Here is a 12,952-nt window from a genome sequence, read left to right as displayed (position 1 = left end):
GGACGCCTAGTTCTTGCTCGCGAAAAACGTCAACGATAACGCGTATTTCCTGAATCAACGCGGCGCCTGTGAGTTTTTCGCGAGCAAGAACTAGGCGTCCCCCTCGCTCCTACAGAAGGCGATATTCGTTTAACTGACTGCCATCAGGGCAAACCGGCTCCTTGGGGCGGTTGGGTTAGAGCTTCAGGAACAGTTTTTCATCCAGTGGGGCTTTTATCTGGCTGCGCACGATGCTCTCGATGCGTTTGTTGTCCTGGCCGGCCTGGTTGATGAGGTCTTGTTGCGTCAGGAAGCGCTGTTCCGGGATCTTCAGGTGCGCCGCGCTGTGGTCGGCGCGTGGCGTGGTGGGGGTGGGGTAATGGAAGTGCGCATACCAGAGCACCTTGGGCCCATTTTTCTCGCGCACGGCATATTCGGTAAGGAAGTCACCGCCCTTGAGTTTTTTGCCACGGTTGACCAGGCCGATATCGACGCGTCCATGTGTCCACAGGTACTCGACATTTTGTGCGCGGGGGGCCTGGCGCAGGTAGCCGTCACAGCGATGGGCAATGGCACGCCGGCGCATCTCCTTGGCTGCGTCCTGCCATTGCTGCACCCACGCCGCGGTTTCGCTGCGGGCGCCATGGCCGGCCTGGGCTTCCTGCGCAACTTGTTCCAGGCGTTGGGCCTGGGCTTCGAGCATGTCGCTCCAGTCGCTGGGGTTGACCGACTCTCGGCGCGTCGGGTCATCGAGTTTCTTTTTCTGGAACTGGATCGAGCGCTCGATGCCGGCCTGCTCGTCCATCAGCTTGCGAGCATTGCCGATCAAGGCGGATAACGGTTTAGGCGAGGGCACGGGCGCCGGTTTTATCGGTTCGGCCCGCACGATCTGCACCCACTCGCCCTCGGCCGGGTGCCAGCTGTAACTGGTCAACGCCTGGCCGTTGCGGCTGTCGAGGACATCGATGATCGGAATGTCCTGCCCGGCTTGCGCAGCCCTCAAGGTGCCGACCAGGGTCTGCTTGTCACGGGTCTTGAATACCCTTTTGTTGTTCGACTTGCGCGGCCGTTCCTGGCGCGCCACCGCCACGGGCGGCAGGTGTTGCTCTTCGCGGATCAGATCGGCCAACTCGGCTTGGGCCTGGTCGATCACCCCTTGCAGGTAGTCGACGAACAACTTGCCGTACACCGGCCGCACGCTGACGGGGTCGACGTCCTGGAGTGCCTGGGTGTTGCTCAATTCGGCCCGGTATTGATCGATCAGGTGGCTGAGGACCGCGATACGTTCATCAGTGGTATAGCCTTCGTGCTGTTGCAGTTCGATATGGGAGGTCGCCACGCTATTGAGGTCTGCCCGGTTGAAGCGCGCCAGGAAGAAGGCAACCTCGGGAGACTGTGTGTCGACGCTGCGGTCGATGCTCAATTCGCGCAACGCGCTGAGGCGTTCCAGGTTGGCGTTGAATGGCTGGCCGGCCGGTGGCTGGCGCGTAGCCTTGATAAAGGCTTCGGCCTGTTTCTTGCTCGCGGGCGAATCGTTTTTCCACTCATCGAGTGCCTGGTTATACGCCTCGTTGGCCTTGATCAACCGTGTCAGGCGCTCAACCCGGCGGGCCAGGCTGTCGATAAACTCCGCGTAGGCACCCGGTTCATTGTTGCGGGTGCGCTCGATCAGGCTGGTCAACGGTTCGCCGCTGATGGCGTGCGAGAGCTCATCGCCGACGTACAGGTAGTCGGTAGTATTGGCGCGCAGTGTTTCAGCGATCGCCTGGTATTCTTCGGCGCGCTTTTCCTTGAAGACGTTGAAGTCCTGGGCCGGGGTCTCGGCGGTGAGCACCTGAATCGCATGCTTGCGGTGGGCGATCAGGGTGTCGACGCTTTTTTGGTAGTCCTCCAAGCGAAGGCGTAACAAGGCGTCCAGGCCCTGGTTCTTCATGCGTTCCTGCTGGTAACGCGCGGTAAAGTCAGCTTTGCGCTCACCGTGGTTGGCCAGGCCCCATAGGGTCTTGAGGGTTTTGTCCGACGTTTGAAGGGCCTCTTGGGTTTCCTTGACACGCTTGCCTGCGGTTTCCACGGCGCTCACCGCAGGCTTCATGCGGAATACTTCGTTCACGTACGTTGCGAGTTTCGCCTCGCTCAGTGCGTTGTTGCGCTCCAGCGTGGCTTTCATCCTCGCACTGGACTTGGGCATGCCGCCCTTGAGCTTGGGACGTAGGTCAAACTGCCATAGCCGCTGGGCATCGCGTGTCAGCGGCGGGCCGGTACGGGCCTTGTCCTGTTCATCGATCACGAAGACGCCGTCCAGGTCCCTCGCCACGCGGAACCAGCGGTTTTCAATCTGTGCGTGCAATTTGTTGTCAATGAGGTACAGGCCCTCGGTCTCGCCACGGCTGATGGGGGGCACCGGCGTGGTAGGGCCGGGCACGCTGAACGAATCGATCAATGCGCGTTGGGCGGGGCTCAGTTGACGCGGGCTGGAAAAAGCAAAGTCGAAGGGGTGGTGACTGTCGGCAAGGCCATCGCCTGTCATTGTGGTGTCCTGCGTGACCACTGCCGGCGCCGACGAGGGTTCCCCGGCGGCACGGCGCAAGGCAATCGACACGTCCGGTCGCTGCGCAAATGGCAGGTGACCTACCGGCCGCTCCGGCGCCGGGTGTGTGTGGCTCAGTAAGGTGCTGACATTTACCAGCAGGTCGACCAGCGCTTGTGCCGGGTCGGGGTGACTGGGGTCGCTGGCTTGCTTGATATCGTTTTCAACGCTGGCCAGTTGTACCAACCAGCCCGCCATGGCGCCTGGGCCGCGTAGCACCGGGAGCAGTGTGTTGAACAACAACCAGCCCAGTTCTTTATGGGACGCCCAGCGGCTCTGGGCGTCGGAGACGGACTGGCCCTCGGCGAGCGTGACCAGGCTTCGCGCATTGGTGCTGAACAGGTGTTGCATCAGCTGGCCGTCGAGCAACGCCTTGTCCAGTGCCTCGGCCGCGGCATAGCCGTCGACGGCCAACGCCGTCGGCGCGGGCGTGTCGGGTGCATCGAATTCGTTGAACAGGCTGTAGTGCGCAATGTGCGGGGTCTTGAAACCATCGTTGGCGTAGATCGCACGGGTGTTGTCGTCGGGCAGCCAGGCCAGGATGCTGTGTTGCAGCGGGCCAGGTGCCTGGACCGCAGCCAGCAGAGCGTCACGGCTGGCAAACTCCAGCAAGGGCGGTGCCAGCAGCGGGCGATACAGCAAGTGCGGGCCGCGTGCCGGGTCCTTGGGCTCGAGCAGGAACATATTGGCGACCACGTCCGGCGTCGCTCCGGGTTTGTGCAGGAAGGCCAGCGGCCGGACGGTGACGGGCTGCCCGTCGACTGTACGCGGGCCGCTGCCGGGCCGCGTCACCGCTTCGACCAGCCGGTAACCCCCGTCGGTTACACCGGCTTCGCCCTTGAGCTTGAGTTCCAGGGCCTGCAGGGCCAGTTGCACAGGCACCTGCTCGGTAAACAAGGCGCTACGCTGCCGCGCCTGCTCGGTATCACTGAGCAGTTGCTGATTGAGCAGGGTCGGATAGTGTTGGCCGATATCGACGCTGCTGATCAGGTCCTTGAGCCTCTGCGGCATCTGCACGTCGTTCACCCGTTGCCCGCGCAGGCGAATCTCCATGGCGCCCTTGGGCAGGCCGGCAAGATTTTCCAGGGCCATGTCCACCAGGTTCATCTTGATCGGTTCGATATAACCGCTGCCGAGGTCGCCGACCGGCACGTTGAACGTGATCTCCAAGTCTTTGGCGGTATAGCCCTTGGGCGCCAAATGTGCGTTGAGCTGTTGCTCGGCATAGGTGCGCAGGTCGGGGATGTCGGTGAGGAAGGTGCGCCCCTGGTGGCGCTGCACACTGCTGGCCAGCGCAAGGGTCTGGCGTTGGTAGGTGAAACGGTCGGCGTCGCTGGCCTGGGTCAGCCATGGCGGCATCTTGCGTTGCATCTGCTCAAGCCGCGCCGTCGACGCCGTGTCACTGAACCAGTGCGAGGTGTCGCTGGCCTGGGTAAAGACCTGCTCCAGGTTGGTCACACTGGTTTTGGCCGGCAGCTGTATCGCGTCCAGGTTCTGCAACTGTTGATCGAGCATGATGGCGGCCTGGGTATCGAACACGGTGCCATCCGACTCGGTGCGTTTCCAGGTCAGGTGATCGAACGTGAACGTTGCGCTGAGTTGACGCTCCCAGGCTGTGGCGAAGGCTTCCAGGGAGGTATAAGGCGTGACAACGCCCTGGGCCGTCGCGTGCAGCACCAGGGTGCGTTCGCCCACCTGGCGTGTGATCAAAAGGTCTGGGCTGCTCACCGTAGACGCAGTGCCTTGATGCGTCAGGGTCGCGTCCACCCTGAATACCTTGGCGGCGCCCGCACCGTACAGGGTGTTGCGTTCGCCAGCATCGGGGTAGCGGCTGATCTGGTCGAGGGTTTCGCGTTGCTGCGGGTCCAGGCCGGGTTGCTGGAGGCCGGCGATGCGCAGGGTGTTTTTCAATGTATCGCTGAGCCACAGCCAGTGGCTGGTGGCGCCAAAGGCCGGCTGGCCCCAGTACTGGCTCAACGCTTCGGCGTAGGCAGGCTTGAGGTTGGGGCGCAGGCTGCGGAGCGCCAGGTCGAGCGAATGGCTGTCCAGTGGGGCAGGGCTGCCGGTGTCGGACTTGACCCACTGGCGCGGGCCGGAAAAGTCCAGCTCGGCGCCGCTGGCCAGATGCTCAAGGGCAAGGTCCAGCAGGGGTGTCGGCCGGTCTGGCGAGGAACCGGCCAGAGCGGTGTTGGCGCTGTCGATTTTCAGCGCGTCGTCGAGCAGTTTGGCGACCACTGAGCGCACGGTCGGGCGCGTGGCGAACTGGTTGGCCACCACCTTGGCGGGCGTGTCGGGCGGTGTGGGGGCTGGATGAGCGGCTGCGAGCTTGCCTTGCAGGCTCAGGGGCACTTTGCCCCGCCCTGGGGAGAATAAGCGGGCGGTTCTTGTGGGTGTCGCGGGCTCGGGCGCCGGTGTAGCAGGTTGACGGCTGGCCGATGGCTCAGGTTCGATCGGCAACGAAAACGTGAACAGGCGGGGGGTGTTTCTGACCGATTGCATACAGGCACTTCCTTGGCTGGGGGAGACAAAAACAGGCTGGGAAAAATACCCGCCCGTTGCACGCCCAGCTTCGGCAATGCGTTATGAACTGTTTCCAGGTGCCCCGGGAACTCGGGCCCACGCCTTGAGCGGTGCGGGGCAGAGGCGTCTGTTTCGACGTATTTGTAACGCACCCGGTAGCGAAACCGGCACCGTCCTGGGGCCCCTGGGCTATCATTGGCGTTTTCCCGTAGATGATTGACCTGCCATGACTGCCGAAAAACTGCCCGACGTCCTAGCCACCAGCGACATGCTTGAAATCGACGGGCTGCACGCCTTCGACTTCACGCTCAATGATGAGACATTGCAGATCATCGCCATGGACGGGCGTGCGGAAAAACGCTGGAGCTTCAGCCGGCAACAGGTGGAGACCGCCACCTTCGATGAGACCTTGCAAAGCTGGACCCTGATCGGTGACTCCGGCGAGTACCGCCTGGTCTGCATGAGCGCGGTCACCGGCAACAATAACGATGAGGATGAAGCGGATGATGATGCGTAAATTCTGGCCCCTGCTGATGGCGGGCAGTGTCGGTGCGATGTCGGTGCAGGCCGCGCCCGCCGACACCTATGAACTGCTGGTGGGCAGCTACACGGCGGGCAGCAGCGAAGGGATCTACCGCCTGCAATTCGATAGCCGTACTGGCCAGTTCAATGGCAAGCCGGTGCTGGCCGCGAAGGCCGCCAACCCGTCGTGGCTGACGCTCTCCAAAGACCAGAAGCACCTGTTTGTGGTCAACGAGAACGGTCCTGGCCAGAAAGACCCGGTTGGCCGCGTCAGCAGCTACAGCATCGACCCGCAGAGCCATCAACTGACCCTGATCAACCAGGTGCAGAGCCTGGGCAACGAACCAACGCATTCCAGCGTCGCCGTGGATGGCCGCTACCTGTTCGTCGCCAACTATTCGGTCCTCGAAGATCCGGGCGGCAGCCTGGCGATCCTGCCGGTCGACGCGGGCGGCAAGCTGTCGGCACCGGTGCAACTGAGCGGGCACCCGGCCAGCCGTGTGAACCCCGAGCGCCAGGCCTCCAACCATGTGCATTCGGTGGTGTCATCGCCGGATGGCAAATATGTGTTTGTCCAGGACCTGGGCGCCGACAAGGTGTTTGCCTACCACTATGACCCCAGGGCCAACCACGAACTGCCATTGACCCCGGCGACCCCTGCGTCGGTGCCACTGCCACCCGGCAGCGGCCCGCGACACTTGCTGTTCAGCGCGGACGGCAAGCACGCCTGGCTGACCACCGAGATGAGCGCCCAGGTCGCGGTATTCGATTACAACGACGGTAAGCTCACCCAGACCCAACTGGTGGATTTCGCCGCCGGGCAACCGGTGTCGGACAAAGCGGGTGCCGCGCTGCACGCGTCCAGCGACGGCAAGTTCCTGTACGTGAGCAACCGGGGGACGGCCAATCAGGTGCTGGTGTTCAGCATCGACCCGACCACCGCGCACCTCAAGGAATTGCAGCGCCGCTCCGTGGAAGGCGACCACCCGCGTGAGTTCAGCCTGGACCCGAGCGGCAGGTTCCTGCTGATCGCCAACCAGAAAAGCAATGAAATCGTGGTGGTTGAACGCGACCCCAAGACCGGCCTGCTGGGTAAAACCGTGCAGAAATTGCCGATCGATGCCCCCAGCGACCTCAAGTTCCTGGTGCGTCAATAAGCCACAGGCCCCGCACCGCGGGGCCTGACCCTTTGTATTAATTCGATTAATAGCGGCTACTGTTTCAAAGCATTTCTAAGGCTTAGCCCTCGGGCGTAAGTTTGGTTCCAAGGCCTTCCCCGGCCACTCAACCAAACGAACACAAGGGTTACCGACATGAACTTCAATCTCTTCTCGATCATCGCCGCTTCCGCCGTTTCCGCCACCGTGGCCCTGCCAGCGGCCGCCAGTGTGGAACTGACCGGCAAAAAATCCAGCACCAGCGCCTACACCCAGAAATACCTGCAACAAAGCGCCAACTTCTATGCCGCCCTGGATCACAAAACCCAGCAGTGAGCGCTGATTGACCCTGCACACAAGCAGACGCCAAACCACTGGAACGTAGCCACTTGCGTTCGAGTGGTTTGGCGTTTGTGCGTCGGGAGGAAAAAAATAGAGGTAATGGCACAATGACATGTGTTTAAATTTGACGCTGAAATATTGACTCCTTTCTTCCTGGAATCGACAGCATGGCACTCCGACTGGCAGCAGTAATCCTGTTCCTCTATTCCGCCCCGATCCTGTCCTCCGTGCAGCTGGTGGACAACGAGCCGGAGATCGCCCGTGAGCGATTATTGAACTTGGTGGAAGGCTAAGCCTTCGCCATCACCCCGATAAACAGCGGCGATTGCAGGAGCGTGTCCAACCAGCGCTGCAACCCGCTGTAGGGGGTGCGGGCAAACCATTCTCGATCGACATGCGCAAATTGCCGTACAAACGGCAGCAAGGCCATGTCCGCCAGGCTCGGATGGTCTGCGAGCAAATAGGCGCGATGCGCCAGCAACCCCTCCAGTTTCTGCAAGAACACTTCGCCCTCGGCCCGATGCGCTTCCATCGGTTGCTCCGGGTAGCGCTCGGCGTACTTGTATCGATTCAAGTGATGCTTGAATACCTGATCGTTCTCGGCAATCAGTGCCAGCACCGCCGGATCACCCTGCAGCAACCAGTCCTCCGGGTCGTGCTGCGCCAACGCCCATTGCATGATCGCCAGGCTTTCATCGATCACCTGAGCGTCCACACTCAACACTGGCACCGTGCCTTTTGGGGACAGTGCCAGCATTTCAGCGGGCTTGGCTTTCAGGCTGACTTCGATGATGCGTACGGGCACGCCGGAATAACCCAAGGCCAGGCGCGCGCGCATCGCATACGGGCAGCGCCGGAATGAATACAGCAGCGCTTCGCTCACTTGACCTCCAGGGTGCTCAGGCCGTTGCCCTGGCGCTTGACCTGGATCTGCACCGGGATGCGTTCGTGCATTTCCTGCACGTGGGAGATCACCGCCACCTTGCGGCCCTGGGCCTGCAAGCCGTCCAGGGCGTCCATCGCCAGTTGCAGCGACTCAGGGTCGAGGCTGCCGAAGCCTTCGTCGATAAACAGCGATTCGATCTTCAACGTACTCGACGCCATCGACGCCAGGCCCAATGCCAGTGCCAGCGACACCAGGAATGTCTCGCCGCCGGACAGCGAATGCACCGAGCGCAGTTCGTCGCCCATTTCGGTGTCCATCACCAGTAGCCCGAGCATGCTGCCACCGCGCTTGAGGCGGTAGCGGCGTACCAGCTGGCGCAATTGCACGTTGGCATGGTGCACGAGCAAGTCCAGGTTATAGGCCTGGGCGATCTTGCGGAACGTGTCACCGGTGGCCGAGCCGATCAGCGCATTCAGGCGCGCCCAGCGTTGCCACTCGTCATAGGCTCTGGCGATTTGCTCGGCCAGGGCGTGGTTGGCGTCCTGGCGACGTTGGTCGTCGGCTTGGCGCGCACGCAACTCGGCGCACTGTTTTTCGCCCTCGGCCAATTGCTGGTTGAGGGCGGCCAGGGCGCTGTCGAGCGCTTCGGCTTCCAGGTTGCCGTTGTGCAAGGCCAGGTGTTCGGCCAGGCGTTGCTCGCGCTCTTGCAGCAAAACCTTGGCTTGTTCGACGGCTTTTTCGCTGTGTTGCACCTGCTGGCGCAGTTCGCTGACCTGCTTGTCGTCGAACGCCAGCAGGCGGGCCAGGCCGTGGTCATCCAGTTCGGGGTGCAGGGCGCGCCATTCGTTGGTGCGGGCGTCGAGGGTGTGCTGTTCGGCTTCGAAGGATTGCTGGCGCTCCTGCTGGGCCTTGAGGTCGGCGGCCAGTTGGATCAGTTGGTTGCGGATGTCCTGCAACTGCTGGTTGGCGTCGGCCTCGCTCTGGCGTGACTGCACCACCACCTGTTCCAACTGCTGCTGCCAGTGTTCGGCGCTGGTGTGCTCGCCCAGCAGCGCGGTGAGCGTGGCCTGGGCGGCCTGCTGTTGCTCGCTCAACTCGGTGACCTGCTGATGCAAGACGTCGAGCTGCTGTTGGCGATGCTGCTGGTGCGTGTGTTCTTTCTCGATGGCCTGCTGGCGTTCCTGCTGCTCGGCCAGTTCGTCATGCTGATGACCAAGCTGCTCAAGGCGCTGGCTGACCTGCTGGTCCAATTGCATGAAGGTCGCGGCCGGGTCGCTGCGCAAGCCTTCCAGGGTGTCGGCGGGCAGCAGGCTGGCGAAGGCGTTGAGTTCTTCGTCGAGGCGCTCGCGGTCGTTGGACAGCTCGCGCTGCTGGTCGACCAGCAATTGGCGCGCCTGCTGGCTCGCGTCCTGGGCGGCTTGCAGTTGTTGCTGCAAGCGCCCGGCGTTTTGCTGCAGGTTGAGCAGGGCGCCCTGGCGTTGTTCGTCCTGGGTGATGCTTTGGGTCAGTTGGCTGAGTTGCTGGGCCAACCAATGGCTGCGTTTGGCTTCGTCCTGATTGAACAGCGAGGCCGCCAGTGGGTGCGCGTCCAGGCTGGGCTGGAGCGCGTGCTGTTGGGTAGCCAGGTGTTCCTGTTGTTGCAGGAATTCTTTTTGCTGGGCGATCAGGCCGCCCACTTCGCCACGTAGCTCGGTGAGTTTTTCCTTGAGGGTGTCGACGGCTTTCTGCGCCGTGGCCTCTTCGTTTTCATCATGGCGACCCAGGCTTTGCAGCAGGGCCTCGGGCTGATGATACGGATGCTCATGGCTGCCGCACACCGGGCAGGGCTGGCCGTCCTGCAATTGCTCGCGCAATTCCTCGACGCTGGCACTGCGCGCCAGGCGCTGGCGTTCCAGCAGTTGCTTGGTCACCGTCAGGGTTTGTTCGGCGACGGCCAGTTCGGCCTTGGTTTGCAGGCCGGTCTGGTTCAGTTGTTCGCGCTGCTGCTGGGCGTCTGCGAGTTTTTGCCTCAGGGCTGCGGCTTGCTGGTCCAGCTGTTGTTGGCTGTCCCACAGGCGAGTCAGGTCTTCGAAGGCGCGTTGCTGCTTGCGATTGTCTTGCAGCAGGCTGGCCAGCAATTGGATCTGCTCGGCCACGGCGTGCGGCTCGGCACCGGCTTCTTGGTACAGCAGGTCGAGCGCGTCACGTTGTTGGGCGAACTTTTCCGCGGCGGTCGTGGCGCGCTGTTCCAGTTGCGGCAGTTCGGACTGGCCTTTCTTCAGGCGATTACCGATCAGCATCAGCTGTTGCAGGCGGTCGCGGTAGGCGCCCCAGGCCTCGCTGAGCGGGGCGAGGGCGCTGCTGCGTTCAAGTTCGGCGGCCAGGCGTTGCAAGCGCTCGGCAACGTGGGCGTGCTTGTCCTGCAAGCCCTTGAGCAGCGCCTGGCCTTCGGCGCAGGCGGTTTCGTGTTGCTGTTTGTCCTCGGTGCGCTTGGCCAGGTCTCTGGTCAAGTGGGCGAGGGTGCTTTGTGCTTCAAAGGCCTGGCGCAGCAACGGCACGGCGTCGCCCTGGGCCTTGAGGGCTTCGGCCAGTGCCGCCTGGGCCGATGCCTGCTGTTGTTGGGCCTGGGCCTGGCGGGTATGCAACTCGGCCTGTTGCTCGATGTGCGCCTGAATCTGCGCGGCCAGCGGCGCCAGCAAGGTGAGGAGTTCTGCCCTGCGCGCAAACTGATGGCGTTGCGGTGCCAGTTGATCGAGGCGGCTCAGGTCCTGGCGCTGCGTGGCCTGGTTGTCCCACTCCGCTTGCGCACGCTGGAGCTGCTCGGTGGCACTGTGCTGGCGCTCCTGCCATTCGCGCAGTTCCTTGAGCCAGGTGTGCTGCAATTCCAGCTGTTTGAGCTGCGCCTGCTGGGTCTTGAGCTGCTGCTGGGCCGCGTCGAATTGCTGGTCCAGTTCGGCGCGTGCTTCAGGGGCCAGGGGCGTTACTCCGCTGGATTGGGTTTTCAGGTCATCGTGGACTTTTTCCGCTTCCTTGCTTTTGCTGAAGGCTCTTCGGCCCAGATGACTGTAAATGGCTGTGTTGGTGAGCTTTTCGAGCAACTCGCTACGGGACTTATCGTCAGCTTTGAGAAACGCACTGAACTCGCTTTGGGCGAGCATGACTGCACGGGTGAATTGGGCAAAGTTCAAGCCGAGCTTTGCCTGGATTAGTTGTTCAGCTTCTTTTTTCTGGCTAGCCAGTAACTGGTTGATATCCAGGTCATACAGGCTATGGCGCACGGCCTGCAACCTTCCATTAGCTTTATCCCGAGCTCGGTTCGCCTCCCAGCGCGCACGGTATCGATGTCCGTCGGCACCGACAAAATCCACTTCGGCGTAACCGCTACCTGTGCCGCGACGTAAAAGGGTTCGTGCATCGTCAGTACCCAGCTCGGCATCGATCTCAGGAATCTTACCTTCCTTACCCAAGTTGCCCAAGCGCGGCACCGCGCCGAACAGCGCCAGGCACAGGGCATCGAGCAGGGTACTTTTACCGGCGCCGGTTGGCCCGGTGATGGCGAACAGCCCGGCGCTGGCCAGGGGCTCGGCGGTAAAGTCGATCTCGAACGGGCCGGCCAGGGAGGCGAGGTTTTTCAGGCGGATGGCGAGGATCTTCATGGCTGTTCGCCCTCCTGTTGTACTTCCTGGAGCAGCACGGCGAAATCCTTCAAGGTCTGTTCATCCACTTCACTGCCGTAGCTGTCCTGCCAGGCGCGACTGAACAGCTCCTGGGGAGTGAGCTGGTCGAGTTCGATCAGGTGTTGATCGTCCGTGTCGTCGCTGCCGCGTTTGCCGGCGTATTCGGCAGCGATGCGCACCAGGCGCACGGCCTTGCCTTGCAGGGCGGTTTCGATTTGCTGGCGCAGGTCGGGTTGCGGCTCGTCCAGGCGTACCCGCACCTCCAGCCAGGGATGGCGCTGGGTTTCGGCCAACAGGTCAATGTCGGGCAGCTCGGCCAGTTGCTTGAGGATGTCGGCCAGGGGCGCCGCTTCCAGGCGTTGCAGGTTGACCGAACGCGGGATCAGGAGCGGCTCGACGCTGACCAGTCGTTCGCCCTGGAACGTCACGTCGAGAATCTGGTGCTTGTAGCCAATTTCGGAAAACGACAGTGGAATCGGCGAGCCGCTGTAGCGAATGCGCTCTTCGCCATTCACCTTTTGCGGCTTGTGCAAATGGCCGAGGGCGACATAGCCGACACTTTTATCGAACAGTTTGGCCGGCAGCGCCTCGGCATTGCCGATGATCAGGCTGCGCTCGGAGTCTTCCGACACCGAGCCGCCGGCCATGTGCGCGTGGCTGATGGCAATCAGCGCCTGGCCTTTTTTGCGTTTGGCGTTGGCGGCGGCGATCAGCCATTCATGGACCTGGCCGATGCCGTGCAGGTAGTCGTCGCCCAGGTGCGCCCCGGTGACCTCCGCCGGGCGCAGGAACGGCAGCGCCAGGCACCACGCGGCAACCTTGCCCTTGGCATTCGGCAGGGGAATCAGCAGGCGTTCGGCGTCCAGTTGGCCGTCGTCCAGCCATAGCACGCGGCCCAGGGCATGGGTGTGCAAGCGCCGCATCAACGGGGCGGGCAGTTCGATCCGCGAGCCGGAGTCGTGGTTGCCGGCGATCATTACTATGGTGAGGTCGGGGTTTTGTTCGTGGGCGCTGATGATGAAGTCGTACAGACGCTCCTGGGCCTTGAGCGGCGGGTTGACCGTGTCGAAGATGTCGCCGGCGATCAACAGCGCATCAGGTTGGTGGGCATGGAGCTGGCGCAGCAGCCACTCAAGGAAACAGGCATGTTCGAAGTCGCGTTCCTGGCCGTGCAGGTTTTGCCCAAGGTGCCAGTCGGAGGTGTGGAACAGACGCAAGGCGAACTCCGCGGAGAAGATGAAAAGGAGGGGAGTTTACCTGTATTGCGAACACGCTGCTTCAGACGACGCATAACCCCCCTTTG

The 12,952-nt window shown here is 62.4% G+C and carries 8 protein-coding genes; 4 read left to right on the top strand and 4 right to left on the bottom strand.

Annotated features, from left to right (window positions below):
* Positions 1 to 175 precede the first annotated feature (175 nt).
* Entirely contained in the window at positions 176 to 5,065 is a 4,890-nt protein-coding gene (locus QU606_RS21515; RefSeq protein WP_304997491.1) for a hypothetical protein, read from the bottom strand.
* 247 nt (positions 5,066 to 5,312) lie between these two features.
* Here QU606_RS21515 and QU606_RS21510 point away from each other — a divergent pair, with 247 nt between their 5' ends.
* The 4 genes from QU606_RS21510 (at position 5,313) to QU606_RS21495 (ending at position 7,400) form a co-directional block, all read left to right on the top strand.
* Positions 5,313 to 5,603, top strand: a complete 291-nt coding sequence (locus QU606_RS21510) for a DUF5629 family protein (protein ID WP_168233609.1) — start codon at positions 5,313 to 5,315, stop codon at positions 5,601 to 5,603.
* Positions 5,590 to 6,765, top strand: coding sequence for a lactonase family protein (locus QU606_RS21505; protein ID WP_069076318.1), 1,176 nt, complete (start codon positions 5,590 to 5,592; stop codon positions 6,763 to 6,765). The genes QU606_RS21510 and QU606_RS21505 overlap by 14 nt, the downstream gene beginning before the upstream one ends.
* 156 nt (positions 6,766 to 6,921) lie before the next feature.
* The gene (locus QU606_RS21500) at positions 6,922 to 7,101 is read left to right on the top strand and encodes a hypothetical protein (protein WP_024075918.1); all 180 of its coding nucleotides are present in this window, start codon (positions 6,922 to 6,924) and stop codon (positions 7,099 to 7,101) included.
* A 173-nt stretch (positions 7,102 to 7,274) separates the two neighbouring features.
* On the top strand, positions 7,275 to 7,400 hold the full coding sequence (locus QU606_RS21495; RefSeq protein ID WP_024075917.1) for a hypothetical protein: 126 nt from the start codon (positions 7,275 to 7,277) through the stop codon (positions 7,398 to 7,400).
* On the opposite strand, the gene QU606_RS21490 is transcribed toward QU606_RS21495, so the two are convergent.
* The 3 genes from QU606_RS21490 to QU606_RS21480 are packed head-to-tail and all read right to left on the bottom strand — an operon-like array spanning position 7,397 to position 12,866.
* Positions 7,397 to 7,990: a glutathione S-transferase gene (locus tag QU606_RS21490; RefSeq protein WP_304997490.1), complete on the bottom strand. Its 594-nt coding sequence runs from the start codon at positions 7,988 to 7,990 to the stop codon at positions 7,397 to 7,399. The genes QU606_RS21495 and QU606_RS21490 overlap by 4 nt on opposite strands.
* Positions 7,987 to 11,628, bottom strand: coding sequence for an AAA family ATPase (locus QU606_RS21485; RefSeq protein WP_304997489.1), 3,642 nt, complete (start codon positions 11,626 to 11,628; stop codon positions 7,987 to 7,989). The genes QU606_RS21490 and QU606_RS21485 overlap by 4 nt, the downstream gene beginning before the upstream one ends.
* Positions 11,625 to 12,866, bottom strand: coding sequence for an exonuclease SbcCD subunit D C-terminal domain-containing protein (locus QU606_RS21480; RefSeq protein ID WP_024075914.1), 1,242 nt, complete (start codon positions 12,864 to 12,866; stop codon positions 11,625 to 11,627). Before QU606_RS21480 ends, QU606_RS21485 begins: the two co-directional genes overlap by 4 nt.
* Between the last annotated feature and the right edge of the window lie 86 nt (positions 12,867 to 12,952).

It is taken from the genome of Pseudomonas sp. OVF7 (assembly GCF_030644265.1).
Lineage (GTDB): Bacteria > Pseudomonadota > Gammaproteobacteria > Pseudomonadales > Pseudomonadaceae > Aquipseudomonas > Aquipseudomonas gorinensis.
Note: the sequence above shows the minus strand (reverse complement) of the source record. Positions and strands in the feature narration are given on the sequence as shown.